The organism is Lutispora saccharofermentans (assembly GCF_024363565.1).
Classification (GTDB): domain Bacteria; phylum Bacillota; class Clostridia; order Lutisporales; family Lutisporaceae; genus Lutispora; species Lutispora saccharofermentans.
Genome location: NZ_JAJEKE010000003.1, coordinates 201,442 through 221,994, shown reverse-complemented (window position 1 = coordinate 221,994; position 20,553 = coordinate 201,442). Strand labels below are relative to the sequence as shown.

General features: G+C 43.0%; 17 protein-coding genes. 3 read left to right on the top strand and 14 right to left on the bottom strand.

Annotation, left to right across the window (positions count from 1 at the left end; genetic code table 11):
* Positions 1-6: 6 nt before the first annotated feature.
* The 4 genes from LJD61_RS05965 to sleB form a co-directional block, all read right to left on the bottom strand.
* Positions 7-978: an MBL fold metallo-hydrolase gene (locus LJD61_RS05965; RefSeq protein WP_255226606.1), complete on the bottom strand. Its 972-nt coding sequence runs from the start codon at positions 976-978 to the stop codon at positions 7-9.
* Positions 979-1,160: 182 nt separating this feature from the next.
* A complete protein-coding gene (locus LJD61_RS05960; RefSeq protein ID WP_255226605.1) occupies positions 1,161-1,331 on the bottom strand; it encodes a small, acid-soluble spore protein, alpha/beta type in 171 nt (56 codons plus the stop codon).
* 535 nt (positions 1,332-1,866) lie between these two features.
* Positions 1,867-3,288, bottom strand: a complete 1,422-nt coding sequence (ypeB, locus tag LJD61_RS05955) for a germination protein YpeB (protein ID WP_255226604.1) — start codon at positions 3,286-3,288, stop codon at positions 1,867-1,869.
* A gap of 12 nt (positions 3,289-3,300) precedes the next feature.
* Positions 3,301-4,014 carry a spore cortex-lytic enzyme gene (gene sleB / locus LJD61_RS05950; protein ID WP_255226692.1) on the bottom strand — a complete coding sequence of 238 codons (714 nt, stop codon included), beginning with the start codon at positions 4,012-4,014 and terminating at the stop codon, positions 3,301-3,303.
* Positions 4,015-4,342: 328 nt separating this feature from the next.
* On the opposite strand from sleB, the gene LJD61_RS05945 reads away from it, so the two are divergent.
* From LJD61_RS05945 to LJD61_RS05935, 3 genes are read left to right on the top strand one after another with little or no spacing between them, the layout of a single operon-like run.
* The gene (locus LJD61_RS05945) at positions 4,343-4,834 is read left to right on the top strand and encodes a complex I 24 kDa subunit family protein (RefSeq protein WP_255226603.1); all 492 of its coding nucleotides are present in this window, start codon (positions 4,343-4,345) and stop codon (positions 4,832-4,834) included.
* The gene (locus LJD61_RS05940; RefSeq protein WP_255226602.1) at positions 4,818-6,689 is read left to right on the top strand and encodes an NADH-ubiquinone oxidoreductase-F iron-sulfur binding region domain-containing protein; all 1,872 of its coding nucleotides are present in this window, start codon (positions 4,818-4,820) and stop codon (positions 6,687-6,689) included. Before LJD61_RS05945 ends, LJD61_RS05940 begins: the two co-directional genes overlap by 17 nt.
* Positions 6,690-6,691: 2 nt before the next feature.
* Complete coding sequence (locus LJD61_RS05935) at positions 6,692-8,368, top strand: 2Fe-2S iron-sulfur cluster binding domain-containing protein (protein ID WP_255226601.1); 1,677 nt, start codon at positions 6,692-6,694, stop codon at positions 8,366-8,368.
* A 409-nt stretch (positions 8,369-8,777) separates the two neighbouring features.
* Here LJD61_RS05935 and spoIIR read toward each other — a convergent pair whose 3' ends face one another.
* From spoIIR to LJD61_RS05885, 10 genes are all read right to left on the bottom strand, one after another.
* Positions 8,778-9,482 (bottom strand): stage II sporulation protein R, encoded by a 705-nt coding sequence (gene spoIIR / locus LJD61_RS05930; protein WP_255226600.1) that lies wholly within the window; start codon positions 9,480-9,482, stop codon positions 8,778-8,780.
* 147 nt (positions 9,483-9,629) lie between these two features.
* Complete coding sequence (locus tag LJD61_RS05925) at positions 9,630-10,757, bottom strand: Ger(x)C family spore germination protein (protein ID WP_255226599.1); 1,128 nt, start codon at positions 10,755-10,757, stop codon at positions 9,630-9,632.
* Positions 10,754-11,854, bottom strand: coding sequence for a GerAB/ArcD/ProY family transporter (locus tag LJD61_RS05920; protein WP_255226598.1), 1,101 nt, complete (start codon positions 11,852-11,854; stop codon positions 10,754-10,756). Before LJD61_RS05920 ends, LJD61_RS05925 begins: the two co-directional genes overlap by 4 nt.
* Positions 11,838-13,424, bottom strand: a complete 1,587-nt coding sequence (locus tag LJD61_RS05915; RefSeq protein ID WP_255226597.1) for a spore germination protein — start codon at positions 13,422-13,424, stop codon at positions 11,838-11,840. The genes LJD61_RS05920 and LJD61_RS05915 overlap by 17 nt, the downstream gene beginning before the upstream one ends.
* 21 nt (positions 13,425-13,445) lie before the next feature.
* On the bottom strand, positions 13,446-13,658 hold the full coding sequence (locus LJD61_RS05910; RefSeq protein ID WP_255226596.1) for a CLC_0170 family protein: 213 nt from the start codon (positions 13,656-13,658) through the stop codon (positions 13,446-13,448).
* A gap of 398 nt (positions 13,659-14,056) precedes the next feature.
* On the bottom strand, positions 14,057-15,250 hold the full coding sequence (locus tag LJD61_RS05905) for a pyridoxal-phosphate-dependent aminotransferase family protein (protein ID WP_255226595.1): 1,194 nt from the start codon (positions 15,248-15,250) through the stop codon (positions 14,057-14,059).
* Positions 15,251-15,647: 397 nt separating this feature from the next.
* Positions 15,648-16,382, bottom strand: a complete 735-nt coding sequence (locus tag LJD61_RS05900) for a nucleotidyltransferase family protein (protein WP_255226594.1) — start codon at positions 16,380-16,382, stop codon at positions 15,648-15,650.
* A gap of 17 nt (positions 16,383-16,399) precedes the next feature.
* Positions 16,400-17,269 (bottom strand): 4-(cytidine 5'-diphospho)-2-C-methyl-D-erythritol kinase, encoded by an 870-nt coding sequence (gene ispE, locus LJD61_RS05895; RefSeq protein WP_255226593.1) that lies wholly within the window; start codon positions 17,267-17,269, stop codon positions 16,400-16,402.
* 565 nt (positions 17,270-17,834) lie between these two features.
* A complete protein-coding gene (locus tag LJD61_RS05890) occupies positions 17,835-19,412 on the bottom strand; it encodes a DUF3794 and LysM peptidoglycan-binding domain-containing protein (protein WP_255226592.1) in 1,578 nt (525 codons plus the stop codon).
* 266 nt (positions 19,413-19,678) lie between these two features.
* Entirely contained in the window at positions 19,679-20,473 is a 795-nt protein-coding gene (locus tag LJD61_RS05885) for a cyclase family protein (protein ID WP_255226591.1), read from the bottom strand.
* Positions 20,474-20,553 lie beyond the last annotated feature (80 nt).

The following is a 20,553-nucleotide window of genomic DNA, read 5'->3' as shown; positions in this document are numbered from 1 at the left end:
TTTCTACTAAATCCTTATCCACCTCAGATTGTTTCCCAGAATTTCCGCTTTCAAAATCCCTTCATCTGTCATATATGATAGGAATGCAGATACCGTTGATGAGGTCAGATAATATTGCCCCATATTCAGCTTTATATTATAGCAAGCTGCCATATATGCCGTGATTTCTTCCCTTGATCTGTACTCGCAGCAGAAATCAGCTATTTGGGATGCGATTTCGTCAATCCTCGCTATATTGGCTTCAATGGTGGGCATGGGGTCCTCCAGTATTTCTCCATGGCTGGGGACAAAATAATCATACTTTAAGCTTTTTAAATATTCAAGGGTGTTTATTGTATTTTTTATATCTGTAAAATATGCCAATCCGTATTTCTCCAATATGTTTAAGGAAAACAGGGCATCTGCGACAAATAGGACATCATCATCTGTCGCAATGCCTATCATACCGGGAGAGTGGCCGTTTAGGGGCACTATTTTAAGGTTTATGCCCCGAATCTGTATTTCTCCTTCTACTATAATATGATTTACGATGCTATCCTTTGCCATAAGGAACTTATTCTTCATATCTTTTGGCGGAGCAGCCGAGAAAAGATAGAAAGGCTCCAATAGAGGATTTTCAATCAACGCCTTTTCAAAAGCGGATGCATAAATGGGCACCGGGGTTCTTTTTGATATGAAGCTATTGCCTCCGCAGTGGTCTGCGTGAGAGTGAGTGTTGATTATAGCCGAAGGTACGAGGCCTTCCTCTCCCATCAGCTTTAATATCCTTCGCCCCATATCATCATCCAGACCTGTGTCCACTATAACCGCCCTGCCGCTGCCGTCACTTATTATCCCTATGTTTACAGCACTGTCTATATAATATGTATTTCCTTTAAGCCTGATAAGCTTTTGCGCCATCGTATCATCCTTTCTTTGAGCCGCTGAGAACCACTCTCTATTGGCTCTTTTATGAAAAAAGCAGCCTAGCCTTGCCAAACTGCTCCTTGTACTAAACAGGTAATAGCTTTCAACATATCATCATCTAAAGCTTGTTCACATTCTCTTTGCATGATTTGTAAACATTATAGCATATGATTCTGTCATATTGTAGGAAAAATTTTGCCATAAAAACAATAATAGACGGTGAGAATTTCCCACCGCCTATTTTGCTTTGACTGTTACCTGCCGCCAACTTTTCCGTTGGCAATTTCTATAGCCTTAGCTACGATATTGCCGCAGTCTCTTGAAGAGACTCCTCCCCAGCCCTGCGAGCTCACGATATGGTCTACTCCTAGTTCTCTGGCAATTTCATATTTAAGTTGCTCAGACATAAGGCCTTTTCTGCTCATGGCCGCACCTCCTGTTTTTTTAGGCTGTATTTATATTTTCTCCTGTATTAATTTATTTACACATGTAAATTTTTCATGCCGCCGGAGTCATAGAGGGCGGAAGGGTTTCTCTTGCCTTAACTGCGCCATTGTTATAAAAGTCTTGCTTAGCTGTCATCCTGAAGGCTTTGCTCCTTCAGAATTACTACGCGTTATCCGCACCACGATAAACGAAAACATATCTGGTCATTCTGAGAGCACAGCTCGAAGAATCTCAAATTAGATCCTTCGGGCGCAGCCCTCAGGATGACAAGAAAGCGGGTTTTTCATAACAATGACAGGAAATGCTTTTGTTATAGGCTTAAGTATTCCTATAGGTTCAGATCCTTCACTTCCGTTCAGGATGACGTGTATAATACACGCTTTACGTTTTTTATATTTATCGCTGAATGATCTCGTTCAAAATCCCCTCCGTGAAAATCCATAGGATTTCCGTATTAATCCGTGTTCTCTGTCCTCCTGAGCTCTGAGTTCTGAGCCCTGAATCCTATCTACCCTATTGCGTCAATATACCGTTGGCCTCTTTGATGATGCGCAATATGTTTTCTTCGTTGCCGTTGTCCGCATTTATATATATGAAGTAATCGGCTCCGTTATATATTCCCTTGAATTCATAGCAGAGCTGCTCTCTGTCTCCCGGCATTGGTATTATCGCCAGCCTTACCCGGTTTATCTGAACTTTGCTGCTCACCTTTGCCCGGGCTTGAGCCTCTGTTATGGCCGGTTTTGCGATGTTTCTCTGGTGATGGGCCATAAGATAGGGATAAGCGTCAAAACCTACGATATCACCATTATCCAGGGCGATCTTCACCTTCATCTGATCCGGATATACCAATACCCCGTTTCCTTCTAAGGCCACAAAGGTCACCGTGATGGTGTTGTCATTTTTATAATAGTAGGTTTCCTCCAGATTCCCAAAGTTCTGAGCCTTCAAGAAGGTTTTTGCCTTTTCCATAGCCTGCTCATCTGTAAGCTTTTTCTCGTTTACCACCCTGGGGTCCAGCATCCAAAGGACATGGCCGCCTTTTTTAGTTATATCAATGGATATAGATTTGCTTCTATCTCCATCCTTTGGTATTATCTCAAGGCCGAAGGTGTTGATTTTGCCCTTGCCGGAGCTTGCCTCAACAATCTTGCCTGCCTTCTGACCGTCGACAAACTTCTTCGCCTTCTCCTGGGCGGCGTTCATATCAATATCCTTTTCCGATTCCAGGCCCTTAGGCTTTCCATCTACCACGTTATCGGAAAAGGGTCCGTCATAAATCATGGACGGATATTCGGTGAATCGTTTCTCTAAGGTGCCGAATTGTGTATCTGTAGCATTCCCCGGAGTCTTTTTCAGATAAAAGGGACCTTTTTGAGCTATTTCTCCAAATTGTATCTTCCCTTTGTTTATATCCGCCTGCATAGTTCTAAGCTCTTTTGTAAGGCTTGCCGCATGGGTGTTGAGCTTTGACAGCAAGTTTTGCTGATCCTGGTTCATCAGCTTATTGGCAGCATTTTCCCTTGATATGGACAGGCTGAAATCCGATACCTGATTTAAAAATTTATGGGTTTTCTCCAGAACTCCTTGAGATATGGGGATCTGGCTGAGGCTTTGGGATGCCGAATAGCCGCATTTCCATATCTGATTCATCAGCTGGTTGCTCTGTACATTGCTGGCAGTGACTTCAGACTTATCCAACAGCACTTTCAAATTCTCCACTTCCTGCACCATATCTCTGAAGGATCTTTGATATTGATTCTGAAGAAAGGTCTTATACTCATTCCTCTGGGTATATATCCTATATCCGTAGCCTCCCGCCCCGATAAGAGCGATGGCCAGTGCCAAGGTCAGACCTCTCCATATATTTAAATTGCGCCTGTACTCCTTCTCTCTTTCATCTGCATGATTATCTTCCTTACGCTTTTCTTCCATACCTTCCACCTCCTATCGGGCAAAATAGTGCTTGCCTATTACTTTTATGACAGGTCTGGACCAAATCCAACTGCTGGTGGCCTTTGCGGGGTTATAATAATAGAGTGCCCCTCCCGAAGGGTCCCAGCCGTTTATAGCATCCTGAGCAGCCTTCAAGGCAGTATCTCCGGGCGGCTGGAACATCTGGCCGTCATCCACGGCGCTAAACGCACCCGGCTGAAATATAACACCGGCTATGGTGTTGGGGAAAAGAGGGCTTCTAATCCTGTTCATTATTACACCGCCTACAGCAACCTGGCCTATGTATGGCTCACCTCTGGCTTCGCCATGTATGCATTGGGCCAAGGTATATACTTCATTGCCTTTTGAACTTCCTCCTCCTGAAGAAGAGCTGGATTCCGGAGGTACGTTCATGCCCAGGGCTCTTGCTGTCTCATCGCCCACTATACCGTCTGCTCTCAGGCCGTTCTTTCTCTGAAAGTTCAATACTGCCTGGCGGGTTGCAGTGCCGTATATTCCATCGATGTTGCCGTTATAATAGCCCCATCGTTTGAGCTTATCCTGAACTACATATACGTAATCCCCTGTTGAGCCCCATTTGAGCAGTATCGTTTCCATTCCGTACCTGAATGGGTTTACCAAGTATCCGGAATAGAGAAGCCCTGAAATAATGGCTGCTGAAAATGCTCCGATAACTATAAATTTATATTTCTTCAAAAACTTCATCAACATAAAAACACCTCCTGCTGTTTTAATCTATTTTTTGCAGGAGAAGGTTATTTTATGTTGTTTATTTTTTCATAGATTTTGCCAGCAAAATATTGTTATATTTTTAACACTAATATGGAAAATAATATGTTTTTTTAATATTTACATCCCCCTTATCGCATCCTGGATTGAATGCTTCTGTATTTTGAATTGTCTGTATTTACTGAATAGTAGGAATACCTCAAAACAGATTGACTTATACCTAAGGTTAGGATATAATGTTAAATATTTAACAATTTGTATCATAATATAGCTCTGCTATTATTCGCTGATTGGAGGAATGTTTATGACAACCCGTCAACTGGAAAATGTCAATGAAATCCTAAGAAAGCACAACAAAAGAAAATCCGCATTGATAGCTATCTTGCAGGAAGTACAGAAGGAATACAGATATTTGCCCGAAGACATATTGAAATACATAGCAGCTCAAATGGAGATCACTCCTGCAAAGGTGTACAGCGTGGCAACCTTCTACGAAAACTTTTCCCTGGAGCCTAAAGGCAGATATATAATCAGAGTTTGCGATGGCACTGCCTGTCATGTGAGAAAATCAATTCCCATACTTAATGCATTAAGAGACAATCTTCACCTGAGCGATAAAAAACACACCACAGACGACCTTATGTTTACCGTAGAAACAGTATCCTGCTTGGGAGCCTGCGGACTTGCCCCTGTGATCACAATAAACGACAAGGTATACGCTAAAATGACTCCTGATGCGGTTACAGAAATATTAAATACTCTGAAGGAGGAAGCTTTACATGAAGTTGCGCAATAAAGCAGATTTTAAGGAATTTTTCAAGCTGTGTGAGGAAGCTCTCCAAAGGCAGAGCAAAAAGGTTCTGATATGCGCCGGAACAGGATGCGTATCCAGCGGCTCCATAGAAATCTATGAAAAGATTAAAAGCCTTATAGAGGCCAAAGGGCTTTTGGCTGAAATTGAGTTTACAGAGGATAACTGCGGTATAGGCGTGACTAAAAGCGGCTGTCATGGTTTTTGCGAGATGGGTCCTTTGGTAAGGATCGAGCCTGATAATCTTCTGTATTTGCAGGTCAGGCTGGAGGATTGCGAAGAGATTGTAAATGAAACGATCATAAACGGTATTCCCATCGTGAGATTGATGTATTCCCAGAACGGGGAAATATATCCGCAGCAGGAATCCATACCTTTTTACAAGAATCAGACAAGATTGGTTCTTGAACATTGCGGACATATTGATGCAGAGTCTATAAAGGAATATATAGCTAAAGGCGGATATAAGGCTTTCTATAAGGCCGTTTTCGATATGGAGCCGGAAGATATATGCCAGGAAATTTCTGATTCGGGCTTGAGGGGGAGAGGCGGCGGCGGATTTCCAACGGGCAAAAAATGGTTTCAAGTATTGTCTCAGAATAGTCCTGTCAAATATGTGGTATGCAACGGAGATGAGGGAGACCCGGGAGCTTTCATGGACAGAAGCCTTATGGAGGGGGACTCTCATAGAATAATAGAAGGCATGCTTATTGCAGCCGTCGCTACCCGCAGCACAGAGGGATATGTATATGTGAGAGCGGAATATCCTCTGGCTGTTAAGAGATTGAATCTTGCTCTGGAAAGCGCCCGCAAATACGGCCTTTTGGGAGAAAACATATTAAATTCGGGTTTCAGCTTTGATATCCACATAAACCAGGGAGCCGGAGCATTTGTTTGCGGTGAAGGAAGCGCTCTTACGACTTCCATAGAGGGTGAAAGAGGTATGCCGAGGGTTAAGCCTCCCAGAACGGTAGAAGCCGGACTTTGGGGCAAGCCTACAGTGCTGAACAACGTTGAGACCTTCGCCAATGTACCCAGCATACTGAACAACGGAAGCGGCTGGTTTAAGACCATAGGGACTCAAAAGAGCCCCGGTACAAAAGCCTTTGCCGTTACGGGAAATGTAAACAATACAGGGTTGATCGAAGTACCCATGGGAGCTACCTTAAGAGATGTGATCTTTGAGAGCGGCGGCGGCATAAAAGGCGGTAAAAAATTCAAGGCGGTTCAAATAGGCGGCCCTTCGGGAGCTTGCCTCACTGAAGAGCATCTCGATATGCCCCTGGATTTTGATTCATTGAAAAAGGAAGGAGCTATGATAGGCTCCGGCGGCCTGGTGGTCATGGATGAAGATACCTGCATGGTAGAGGTTGCAAGATTCTTTATGAATTTTACACAGAATGAGTCCTGCGGCAAATGCGTGCCTTGCAGAGTAGGAACAAAGACCATGCTGGATATACTGGAACGCATAGTGGAAGGCAAGGGCTCCTTGGAGGACCTTGCTCTGCTGGAGGAATTGGCAGATACCATAAGCGAGACTGCCTTGTGCGGCTTGGGCAAAACAGCTTCCAACCCTGTGGTAAGCACTTTGAAGCATTTCAGAGATGAATATATTGCTCATGTGGTGGACAAGAGATGTCCTACAGGAACATGCAAGGCTTTGAAAACCATAGCTATAAAAAAAGAATTGTGCAAGGGCTGCAGCAAATGTGCAAAGTCTTGTCCCGTAAGCGCTATAGAGGGCAAGCTGAAGGAGCCCTTTAGAATAAATGCGAGCAAGTGCATAAAATGCGGTGCATGCATAAAGATTTGTCCATTTTCTGCTATTAAGGAGGTTTAGTCATGAAGGGTACTATGATAATTGATGGTCAAAAGGTTCAATTTGACGGAGAGCAGCATGTCCTGGAAGTCATAAGAAAAGCCGGCATAGAACTCCCTACTTTCTGCTACCATTCTGATCTCAGCGTTTATGGGGCTTGCAGAATGTGCATAGTGGAAGACAAGTGGGGGGGTATATCTACATCCTGTTCAACCCCTCCTAAGGATGGCATGGAGATCTTCACCAACACACCCAAACTTCAGAAGCACAGGCGTATGATTTTGGAGCTGCTGCTGTCCAGTCATCATCGCGATTGCACCGTATGTGAGAAAAACAATCAGTGCAAGCTCCAGGAATTGGCAAGACGTTTTGGAGTAAGGCAGGTCAGGTTTGATACCAAAAATGGAAAGCTTCCCATTGATAGCAGCAGTACCTCTGTGGTAAGGGATCCAAATAAATGCATCATGTGCGGAGACTGTGTGAGAATGTGCGAGGAAGTACAAGGTGTGGGCGTTCTTGGTTTTGCCAATAGGGGCTCAAATATTAAGATCGTTCCTGCCTTCAATAAGGAGCTTGGAGAGGTTGATTGCGTAAACTGCGGCCAGTGCATTACGGTTTGCCCCACAGGCGCTTTGCTTATAAAAAATGATACGGACGAGATATGGAAAGCCTTATATGATAAAAAGAAAAGGGTTGTAGCTCAAATAGCTCCTGCAGTGAGGGTGGCTCTGGGCGAGGCCTTTGGCCTTGAGCCCGGAGAGGCGGTAACTGGCAAAATTGTAGCAGCGCTTCACAGGCTTGGCTTTGATGAAGTATATGATACGGCTTTTGCCGCTGACCTTACAGTCATGGAAGAGAGCAAGGAATTTGCCGAAAGATTATCATCCGGAGGGAAGCTGCCATTATTTACTTCCTGCTGCCCCGCATGGGTGAAACATGCCGAGAACAGATATCCGGAACTTCTGGACAATATTTCGAGCTGCCGTTCACCTCAGCAAATGTTCGGCTCTGTTGTCAAGCAGCATTATAGAGGCTCGGGGCATGAAAGGTCTACCTTTATAGTTTCGATAATGCCTTGCACGGCCAAGAAATATGAAGCTAAAAGGCCTGAGTTTTCAAATTCCGGCGAAAAGGATGTAGATGTGGTGATCACTACTCAGGAATTGATCATGATGATAAAGGAAACCGGTTTGCAATTTAGCGAATTGGAGCCTGATTCCTTTGATATGCCCTTCGGTATGGCCAGCGGCGCCGGCGTGATATTCGGCGTGACCGGCGGAGTATCGGAAGCAGTTTTAAGAAGATTGTATCAGCACAAGACCGCTTTGCACTTAAAAAGCCTGTCCTTCGATGATGTAAGAGGTATGGAAGGCATAAAGGAAACCCAGGTGGATCTGGATGGTAAAATCATCAAGCTAGCCATAGTTAACGGCCTTGAGAACGCCAACAGGCTCATCAAATCCATACAAAACGGGGAGGTGGAATATGATTTTGTAGAGGTAATGGCATGTCCGGGAGGCTGCATTGGCGGCGCCGGCCAGCCTCTGGCAAGCTGTGCTCTATCAAAGGAAGAGAGAGCAAAAGGCCTTTATAAAGTAGACAGAGTATCTCAGATCAAGACTTCTGAGGAAAATCCTTCAATTATATCTCTTTATAAAAACATGAGCGAGGATAGCCACGAAATGCTTCACAATAAATAATGTATGAGCCATAGGCTAGTGGCTTCTAGCTGCTAGCCTATGGCATCAGTGTATTCCTCTGGGGTCTTGGGGACGGGAAACACGGATTTGCACTGAACCCAAGAGGAATACACAAGATTCTTCACTGCGTTCAGAATTTCCATGCGGTACCAGTGCCACGTTGAACGAGACTTCATTCAGAGGGGGATTCAACCCCCACTGAATGTTAGTCGAGTCCATACTGGACTTAGCCGCTCTTGGCACCCGCCGCCTATAGAGGCGGGGGTCTTAGAGCGGGTTAGTTCAGTGATGAACGGAAGCATTTCCTGTCATTCTGAAGGAGCAAAGCGACTGAAGAATCTTAAATTAGATCCTTCGGGCAAAGCCCTCAGGATGACAACGAAGCTGGGCTTTCATAGCAAGAAATACCCTAATCTCCTGAGCCCTGAGTTTTGAGCTCTGAGTTCTGAACTCCGTCTGTTGCTTTGATTATCTTTGCTATATTCTTATTCAAATCCTTGGCCATCTCAACCAGCTTGAACTTTACTTTTACAGTTTTCTTGCCGTCTCTTTCTCCGGACCTTAAAAGCTCCAGCTCTTCCTCATTCAGCACTTCCTTAAAATCCTCTATGGCTTTATCGGAGACCACTCCCTGGGCTATATCCACAAAGCATAAGGGTGGAAACATGACACACCACCAATTTTTGCCTTGAGCCGTACCTATCTTTACATTTAGTGCTTGATAGGAGCCGGCAGGGAAGGTCAGCGGTCCATAAACCCTGGTAGGGAATTCAAATGTACCCAGTTCAATATCTATAGGAAAATTTTTGCCCAGTCTTTGCATTTCCTCTTCCGAAGCTTTTCTCAGCTCTTCCATGTTATCGCATATGAGCTTTTTTACTTCATCTTGATTTTTCAGGCTCTTAAGCTTTGGTTCCAGTTCTTTTATTATTACGTCTCTTATCTGAAGCTTTAAAGCTTGATCTTCAGGAGAATCACTGTTGGCAACTACATGAAGCCTTATTATTTTATCCTTGATATCTCCTAGAATGGAGTCCTCGTTAATATGCAAATTCATGAGCATGCCGTATATGAAGAAGGCAAGCAGTATAAAGGCTATGATTTTATATTTCATGCGAATCCTCCTTTCAGGTGTATATGTATCGAGTTTCGAGAACTAGGGCAATGGCGTTTTGGCACACCATCTGCCGAGCGCATGCAATGCGTTCCCTACAATTACATTATAACCACCAGATTGCCTTGCTATACAGTTTATCCCTTATTATTGTGATTTTCCTATCCTCCTGATCTTTACATCAGCCTTGACATTTATCACTACATCTCTCTGGAAGAATTCTTCAAAATCCTTTTCTATGCTTTTATACAGCTTCGTATGATACTTGTACAGATACTCTCTGACTCCCAGCAGATCAACCGCGTATTCCTCCTGCATCTTTTTTATCAGATCTTTACAATCCATCTCTATGATATTCTCCAATTTCTTTTCAAATTCTTTCAGCTTTTCTTCGTCCATAAGACTGCTTGCAATCGTGTACTCTTCCATAGAGCCCTCCGTCTCCAAGTTGTAAGTGAGATAAATTTTACCTTTCTCCACCTTATCCAGATTTATCCTCCTTTTGAAGGTGAAATAGGTAAAGGGATATGAGCAGGTGTTATTACTTATTTCTATGACTCCGCCTTTTGCTTTGCCATTGAGCCATTTATACGCTACCGTCTCTATTTCATTCAAGTGGCCTGTGTGCTTGTAATCCTTCATTATGCCCAAATATTGAGTGGTCAATCCATCTGCGGAAGGGGACAGGTCGGGTATGACCGCATCTCCGTTGTTATCGGCAAGCTGCTTCGTAAACTCCAGAAAAGTGGAGCTTCCTATCCGCGCTACCAATTTTTCGTTATCTGCTATGCCTGTGATATAATAGGCCAAAAGGCTTCTCATCTTGGGCCTGATCTTAAATATATCGGCAGCCTTGCCCGTTGTCATATATACCAGCATGCTGGAATTGAACTGATGGCCTCTGCCGAAGGCATCGAGAATATCCTTTACAAGGTCCGCATTCTTCAATAGTTCCTCCCCCAATATAAGCACCTTGGTATGATCATAGCTGTGAACCTTCGAAAACCGCTGCAGAAGATTAGCAACACCTGCGTTGTAGGAGGCAGCAACAGTATCATAGGTTACAAAGTCGAGAACTTTCCCTTCTTCTGCCTTAGCCGTGTCAGGGTTGACAAAGGTCAATAAATATTTGTTCGGGCTTCCGGCCTCTTCAGGTGCCTTATCAACTCCCAGAGACAATACAAAGGACCTTTCATCTATTTCAATCTTGTCCCAGCAGCCGGTGAGGGCTATAGTGCAAAGGAGTATCAATGAGATCAGCTTCCGCTTTTTCATGCCTTTATGCCTCCCTTCTTCCTGAGCTTGGCTATGATAAGCAGCATCAGAGGGACTATGAATATAAGTATCCTTCCAAAATACTGGAATACATATGTTGCATACCTGTTTATCTGAGCAACATTATCCGGAATCAAAGCAATATAATATATTAAAGGCACCATGGGCAGAACAAATTGCTTTTGCTCGCTTGCGCCAAAAATTTTTGACAATGAGTAAGTAAGGGCAAAATAGAAGGATATCATTGTGGTAAACACGGTAAAAACCCATATGCCTAGCATCACACCATCAAGCCTTTCTATAAAAAGCCCGGGCAAATTTATGGATCTAACATATCCGAGAAGAGGCCACTGTAATTCTTTTATCAGATTTTCACCATATACGGAAAAACACAGTACGGTGATCACTACATAGGATAGTGTTATGAAAGCCATAGCAATTGGAGCGCTTAGATAAGATTTATTGGGTTTATCCATAAAGCCGATATAAAAAAGCAGTACTTCATAGCCGGCAAAGCTCAAGGACATGATAGGGATAGAGAGCAATATCTTGGAAGGGATATCCTGAAAAACAGGCAGCATATTTGTCATTTTAAATCCTGCCATGCCGGGAAGCAGTATGAAAAACAAAGGTATGAAGAGAACAGGAAAGAATAGCTCCATGACCCTTCCTATGCATTCTACCCCTCCCCTTACCGCATAGGTGCATACCAAAATAAGGCTTATTATTATGACCTCAGAGGGTGTTCTGAATAGAAGAAACACTTTTACGACCTCATTTAATAAGCGAGCCTCATAAGCTATAAAGATTGCAAAGTATGCGGCATATATAAGATTAAGCAAAATAGCGGGGACCTTGCCTATTATTTCGCCTGTGAATTCAGAAAAAGTCCTGCCCGGAAATCTATTGGCCAGGACCAATATAATATATAGCGCTATCATGTTTATGATGCCGCCTATTATAATAATAAACCAGGCATCGGTGCCGGCGGTTTTAGCCAGCTGTGAGGGCAGTGAAAATATGCCTACCCCGACTATTGTCATAATAGTTATCATAGCTATTTGATAAGGGCTTATGACATCATTGTCTCTTATCATCCTTCGTGCCTCCTTTGGCTTTATCATCTATAACAGGCCTGTTGTTTCTCATCCTGACTACATTTTTGGAGGTAAGAGGTGGCCTTTTGATCATCTTGTATGTGGGAGCCCTGTATATGGTATCCTTGAAATCACCTGGCTCCACGGCCACATAAGGCGTCAAGTATGGCACATTGAAGCATTTTAACCGTGCCATATGGGTAAATATCATTATCAGCCCCAACGCCAGGCCGTATAAGCCCAATATTCCCGATATTACCATCAAACTGAACCTCAGCAGCCTGAAGCCTACGCTCAGATTATAGCTTGGATTGGCAAAGGACGCGATTGCGGTTATGGCAACGATTATTACCATTATGGGGCTTACTATGCCTGCTCTGACTGCTGCCTCACCTATTACCAGACCGCCTACAATACCTATGGCATTGCCTATAGATACGGGAAGTCTTATTCCGGCTTCTCTAAGCAGCTCCAGCGTTCCCTCCATTACGAAGGCTTCTACCAGTGCAGGAAAGGGCACGCCCTCTCTTGAGGCCGCTATGGATAAAATCAGCTTGGTCGGAAGTATGCCGGTATTATATGAAGTAAGGGCTATATAGAGTGATGGGAGTACCATGGCAATAAGGCTTGCAGCGTACCTTATCGTTCTCAGCACAGTGGCGATGATCCATCTGTCATAATAATCCTCAGGGGATTGGAACATGCTGTTTAGGGTAGCGGGCATTATAAGGCAGAAAGGAGAATTGTCCACCAGAATAACTACGCGCCCCTCATACAGCTCCGCAGCCGCCTCATCCGGCCTTTCGGAGGCCAGTATCTGCGGAAAGGGCGAATAAGGATCATCCTCTATGAGCTGCTCTATGTAGCCGCTGTCTAATATTGCATCTATCTCTATGCTTTTAAGCCTTCTGAATACTTCATCCACCAATTCCGCTTTGGCTATGTCTTCTATATAGAATACCCCTACATCCGTCTGGCTCCTTCTGCCTATCCTGAGCTGCTTCAGCTTCAGCTTATGGTCCCTGATCCTTCTTCTGACCAGCGCAGTATTCATTCTGAAGGTTTCTACAAAGCCGTCTCTGGGTCCTCGTATGACCGCTTCTGTAGAGGGTTCGTCTATGCTTCTCGCAGGCCAGCCCTTGACGCTTATGGTTATCAAGGTTCTGATACCGTCGATAAAGAGCACCGCATCACCTATAAGAATATCCAGTATTGCTTCATTTATATCCTCCGATTCCTTTAATTCCGAAGCGGGGATAGTGCCGTAGCGCACCAGCTCATAGAGCTTATTCGATAGCTTGGGAGCTTCGGGCGGTATATATCTCGCTTGGATCATCAAAGGATTGAGCACAGCATTATTCAGCTTGTGAGTGTCTATCATTCCATCTATATAGATAGCGGTGAATCTCAGTTTTTGTTCCACTCCTACCACAAATTCTTTGTATACTACATCGTCGCAATCCTTCAGGAGTTCTTTAACCTTGGTTATATTGACTTCAAGAGAGTCTGTGCTTTGAATTTTTTCTCTTTCATTTTCCTGTGCTTTTTTCTTTTTACCGAACAGGAACATAAGTATCACCTCAATTTAAATCTACTTTACTATTTTGGCTACTAAAGCCATTGCTACAGCTGATACAACCAAAACAATGCTGATGATGGATGTGATTTTGGCATCCTTGATGAGTCCTTGCCTTTTAAAAGCAGGCCTATCGACAAAAAATCCAAATATTGCTATAAGGATCATAACTCCAAGAATAGTGAAATCCGTTAAATCCTTTATGAACATTAAAGATTGACGAAACACAAAACCACAGCCTTTCCGCAAGTATCCCAATCCAGACTTAATCTCCAGTTAGCTTTTGCAGGCTGTGGTTTTTATATACATTTATACGTTTGTGAATTGATCCGTTATGCTGCCTGATAACGATTGCTTATGCTCCAGAGCTAAGACTTTGTAAGCTTGCATAGGGTTGCGTCAAAACTAACAAACTCTAAGCTCCTTCACATTGAACGAGACTTCATTCAGTGGGGTTTCAACTCCACTAAATGTCAGTCGAGTCCATACTGGACTTAGCCGCCCTTAGGCACACGCCGCCTATAGCGGTGTGGGTCTTAGGGCGAGTTAGTTCAGTGCTGCACTCTTATATCAGGCAGCATAACGGATTGAAACCTGAATTTTGCAGTAGTAGAATCTATACTATATTATCTGCTTGTTTTTTGATATACGTTTAGCGCTGCTGTAATTGCGGCTCCAACATCTGCTCTATGCCCTTGAGCCATAAATGCATCTCCCAGCGCCCCAAGCAGGAGTATAACATTATTCCTGCTTGAAGATTCGCCCATAAGCCCGACTCTCCAGGCTTTGCCTTTAAAGTCTCCAAGGCCTCCGCCGATTTCAATGCCGTATTTCTCTAATAGATATTTCCTTACTGCCGCATCTTCAACGCCTTCAGGTATGCTGACCGCATTAAGCGTAGGAAGCCTGTGTTCTTTGTTCTTCACTACCATTTTTAAGCCCATTGCTTCCACTCCGGCTACAAAAGCGTCTGAGTTCAGTTGATGCCTTTTAAACCTTTCTTCCAGACCTTCTTCATAAACCATCAGCAGAGCTTCTCTCAATCCATATATCATATTTATAGGTGCAGTATGGTGATAAGTTCTCTCCTGGCCCCAGTAGTTTTGAATCATGCTTAAGTCCAGATACCAGCTGTTAACTTTTGTTTTTCTGTTATTTAATGCTTCAATAGCTTTTTTGCCAAAAGTCACAGGGGATAGTCCCGGAGGGCAGCTCAATGCTTTTTGAGTGCCGCTGTAGCAGGCGTCAATACCCCATTCGTCTATTTTTAAATCAGTGCCTCCCAATGAAGTGACTGCATCTACCACTAAAAGGGCGTCATTTTCTTTTGCAATCCTTGATATTTCCTCCAAAGGCTGCTTGACTCCCGTTGAAGTTTCAGCATGGACTATTGCAACCAATTTAATATTGCTATTGTTTTTGAAAGCTTCCCTTACTTTTTCAGGATCGATTATTTCACCCCATGGTGCTTCTACGCTTATGACTTTCGCACCGCATCTGCCTGCCATATCTCTCAGCCTTTGGCCGAACACTCCGCTGACACATACAATAGCAGAATCTCCGGGCTCAAGCAGATTTACCATTACGGTCTCCATACCTGCACTTCCTGTGCCTGACATGGGCAAGGTCATCCTATTTTCAGTCTGAAAAGCATATCTCAGCAATTCCATTGTCTCATTGGCAATGTCCAAAAATTTATGATCCAAATGGCCATATAAGGGCTTAGACATGGCATTCAGCACTCTTGGAGAGACCTCTACGGGTCCGGGGCCCAATAAGAGTCTGTAGTCCGGAGCCAGTTGTTTGTATTCTTTTTTCATAGCAATTCCTCCTTGATATAATTGTTATATTTACTATTGGTAAATATATATTTAATATTAGTAAATATATTCTACATGAAATCAAAAATACCTTCTTAATCCGGACAAAAAAATAAAAAAGCTTCCATAGGAAGTATAGACCAATAAGCTTCATAAGCAATAGCATCCATGTATAGCTTCGTATAGTATATAAAAATTGATGACACTAATTATATAAGCATACTTAGTCTATACATGGATGCTATTTTACTGCAGCGGAATATATAAAAGTTTCGAGTTTCGAGTTGCGTGTCGCGAGAGCTAGGGTAGCCCGCTGAGGTCATAGGGGAATTCCGTGTCTTTCAGTGGTTTCCGTCCCCCGACTTGCCCAGACATACATACCATTCTGCTTATTGAGTTATAAGTATTTTTTTACAAATTCTACGTCCGATATTTTGTCCACATCATTTCCTATTTCAGGGTAAGGAGATATGACCACTGCTGCATTTATGTTGAGCAGCTTATCGCATTTTTTCTTTATAGCGTCTATGGTAAGTATCCCCAATGCAAGCTTTATCAGAAAAATAAATCCTAATATCCTTGCCATCTTAGCAGGGCTCTTTCTGAACTTCAGCATCTGGTCGGCAAAATCCCTGCATCGATCCTTTATCTCCGGATTAAAATAGAATACGTTGCCTCCGGTAAATTCACCTTCCTTTAGCTTTGCGTAGGTTCTCTTGACTTCCGGATATCTTTCATCATTTAAGCTTTTTTCAACTATAGAGTAGCATAGGTCTGCATTTTTTTCCCTTGCATTTTTGATGAAATGCTCTAGGGCTTCATGGGTGATCATAGGGATGTCACAGGTGAGAAGCAATATTTCTTTATCACCGGTAAAGCAGTCCAATGCCATTATGATATTCTCCACAATAGAGTCTGTCCCTTGGATTACATAATCGACTTTATCGGCTATGGCCTTGGATAATTGCTCTTCATCCCCTATCACAGCAATTTTGTCTATCTGGGGTACCTTTTTCAGACTGTCTAATACATAATCTATCATGTATTTGTCATTGATTTTGAGCAAAGCTTTATTCTCTATGGCATTTACTTTTTCTCCCTTTTTTTCACCTGCGAGTACAATGGCATTCATCCTTAGCTCCTCCCATGCTATGAATTTTCCCAATCGGGCAAAGGTTTCACCACAAATATCTCGTTGACCATCTGCTTTATATGGTCATAAGCATTATATGCAAGGGATTGATCATCGAAGAGTCCGAATACGGTGGGACCGCTGCCGCTCATGACACTGCCCAAGGCTCCGTATTCCAGCAATTTTGCTTTAATATCGGATATAAGGGGGCATTTTTTAACGGTGACATATTCCAGTACATTGGACAAGTTCTCCCCAATCTTTTGCAAGCTGCCCTCATTTATAGCCTTTACCATGGCATCTATGTCCGGTCTTTCCAGTATTTCCTCCATATCTATGCCTTCATATACTTCTTTGGTCGAAATATCTATATCGGGCTTGGCAAGGAGTATGTATGATTCGGGCATAGCCTTAAGAGGGGTCAGCTTTTCGCCCAGTCCTTCAGCCAAGGCTGTACCTCCCGATACGCAGAAGGGGACATCGGAGCCCAATCTTTTTGCAGCTTCCAATATCTCTGTCTTAGTCAGCTTGAGGCTCCAGGCTTTGTCCAGAAGATTGAGCACTGCGGCTGCATCCGTGCTCCCGCCTGCCAGACCGGCAGATACGGGTATATTCTTCTCTATATATATTTCAGCTCCATCTTTTACATTATACTTGTACCGTAGAAATTCAGCGGTTCTATATGCTATATTAGTGCTGTCCTCAGGGATACAGCGAGAATTGGAGGTAACGGTAATCTTGCCTCCATGAACTGGCTTCAGCGTTATAGTGTCATATAGCGCTATAGATTGCATTATCATGATGACATCGTGGAAGCCGTCAGGTCTTTTGCGCAGTACATCTATCGCAAGATTTATCTTTGCCGGTGCTTTTTGAGTATATTTCATACTTATCACGCTCCAATTTATTGCTACTTATATTATAATACACAAGTTAAGTTTTGGGTATTCCTATGTGATAGAACTCAGGGGTCAGAACTCAGGGGTCAGGATTCTAGGGTATTCCTCTTAGGTCAGCCACTAGCTTCTAGCCACTAGCCTCTGGCATTAAGGTGTGCCTCTGGGGTCAAAGGTTACGGCGAACACTGAAAGACACGGATTTTTTCACAGATTAACACGGAATGAGCACAGATTTTCACGAAGGGGTATTTTGTTGTCATACTGAACGTAGTGAAGTATCTTATACTTGTTAGGAATACCCCACCAAATATGCTCAGGTATTCCTTTTGGGCGTTAGATCCTTCGGTCGTTCCTCCCTCAGGATGACATATAAAGATTTAGATTTTCTTCAGTGAAATTTAGTGCTCTTCAGCGTCTTTCAGTGGTCTCCGTTCTCCTAAACCCCAGAGGCATATCCAAAAGGTGCACCCTAGCCACAATCATAAAAAAGCTAGAGAATTTAATCCCTAGCTCATTTAAACCTATTTGCCCATTTGCCTATTTGCCCATTCGCCTATTTGCCTGAAAGCCTCATATTTTTCATTATGAGGATCTTGTCGCCTTCGTGGATATTATCCGGATTCTCAATCTTGTTTAACTTTGCTATAGCATCTACTGTAGTGTTATATTTTTTTGCAACCTTCCAGAGCGTATCGTTCTTCCCTACCACATATACAGTTACTGCGGGCAGGGTGCTGTAGTCCAGAACTATGCCTTCCTTTTCTTCTACTTTGCCAATGATCTTCTTGGTCTTCTTTTTATATACATCGACCACTGTATTAATGATTATTCTGAAATCTATGACAGTGCTGCTGAGGACAGAGAAGCTGATGTTCTCAACCTTGCATGCTGCCTTAGCGTACATTTCTGTCTTGACATTGTCCATATCCAGAACTGCTTTGAAGGGGTATTGCTCCTGCAAAACATTCATAGGTTCTCCGCTGAAGGAAGAAGTATATATGCAGTCTACATCCACTATGCCTTCCACAGCTACCTTATCATCCATCACCTTTACTTCATTTATTATGACCTTGGCATCCATGCAGCACACTTTTTCTATTTCGGGGCTTTTGGGCTTGATATTTATGCTTTCCTTCAATACGGTGCTGGTGGTGCCTCTGCCCATAAACTCATTGAATTCATAGCCAAGCTTCTCTATATTGAGCTCTGAAGCAGGACTGTAAAGATCGCTTATGATCTCCGGCTCTGCGTCTTTATAGGTTTTACCTGTCAAATCCATGTTAGCATTTATGGAGATTTTTTTATTTTCGCCTTCTTCATTTTCAGATACATCCAGATAGCAGTCTTTGAACTGCAGATCTGCCGTGCTTTCCATATTGCTTTCTGCTTCTGGAATTTCTATGTACTCTGAGAAAGGAATTTCTCCTTCATAGCTTTCTACGGAGCCTGCATCCATCGATTTATACAGCATGGTAAAGCATAAAATACCGTTTATCTGAAGTTTTCCTTCCATAGTCTCGCAGTTCTTGGCAGAAGCCTTGAAATCTGTTTTAAGCACTTCATCGACTGCAGGTTTATCGGAGCCCATCTCTATCTCCTCTTTTATGGTATATTTGTCCTTGGTGAGTCCGGTGAGCTCCTTAGCATTGAAGCTTTCCTTCAATATCTGTATGTCCGATGAACCTCTGGCATCTGTGGGCAATTCCATGTCAAATATATCTTCAACCATGCAATTTATGTCCATTATTACTCTTATCCTGACTTTTCTTGAGTTTATTATCTTACATTCCACATGTTGTACTACAGCATCTATCCATTCTTTCATGCGAGGCTTTACGCCGGGCATTTCAATGGGCTGGTTGAAATCTGCAGAGATATTTATGCAGTTTAGAGGTCTACCTTCTGAATCAGCGGCGTATAAAATATTTATGAGCACTTGGCCGTCTATCATCACTTTATCCCCTGCTGTCTCTGAGTCTTTTATTATGACTCGCGCAGAGGGGTATAGTATTTTATACACATCAGGACTTACATCCGGTACATTTATGTCTTCTTCCACGACAGTGCTGGACACTTCTTCTCCAATTACCCTGCATACCTTTAAAGGATTTTTTATTAATTCAATAGGCATTGCTTTCCTCCTCCTATAAATAATTTGGCTTTTCCCATCTGTGGGCATAGCTATGTTCTATATCTATGTATATGAGGAGGATAAGGTTTTATGACAAAAAGTAGCACGCGTTGGGTATTCCTTTTGGGTCTAAGATCCTTCGGGCAAGCCCTCAGGATGACAGGATTAAAAAGTCACGGCATTTCTGGGTTCTGAGCTCTCAATCCTGAGTTCCATAAAAAATGAGCTATCGGAGACAATTCTCCGATAGCTCATTTTTTTATATCTTATTTCTGATCGAATGCTACTATTCTGCAGATGCTGGATTCGCCGCCTACGAATTTCCATGGGAAGCAGCCGATTACAAGTCTCTTGTTGAGAACCTTGTCTATATCTCCGCCTAAGTTTTCTGCATGGATTGCTTCATAGGGTTTGCAGAATAATTGAATATGCATTGCCTGATATTCTTCAGGCCATGGATACATTTCATTCAATGTCTTGCCGTATTTTGCCTGCATATATTTGTCGCATGCTTCTGCTTCTCTTGGCTCCCAGTCTCTGATCTTTGTGTTCATCGGATGGTCTGCAGATCCGCAGTCAACACCGATCCATTTGATCTCCATATCTCTTACCCACTGTACAAAATCATGGCTTGGGCCCGGATGCCTCAGCATGTATCTTCTTTCATCGGCAGTCGGCTGATCCCAGCCATATTTGTGATAGCCTGTGTTGATTATAAGTATGTCACCTTTTTTAACTTCTACTCTGTCGGTGATATCCTTTGGTGAGTAGATTCCGAAGTCTTCTGCCATATCTGAAAGATCAACAACTACGCCTGGTGCTACTAATTTAGTTAATTCTAAGGATGCAATATCTCTTCCTGACGTATCAAAATGCATAGGGCCATCCAAGTGAGTTCCAACGTGGTTTGAGGTTGTTATCAATTGACCATTGGCTCCGTTAGGGGAAAGTCTCTTGAAGAATTTGATCTGCAGAGGCTCATAAGTTGGCCATGGTGGTGTAAGATGGCTTATTGGTTGTGAAAGATCATAGATTTTAACGTTTTCCCAATTTTTAATCATTAAGCTTACCTCCTGTTATACTATTTTATATTTATAAGTACGCTTGGAATATGGCTCATAAGGCCATATTCTTCGCACTT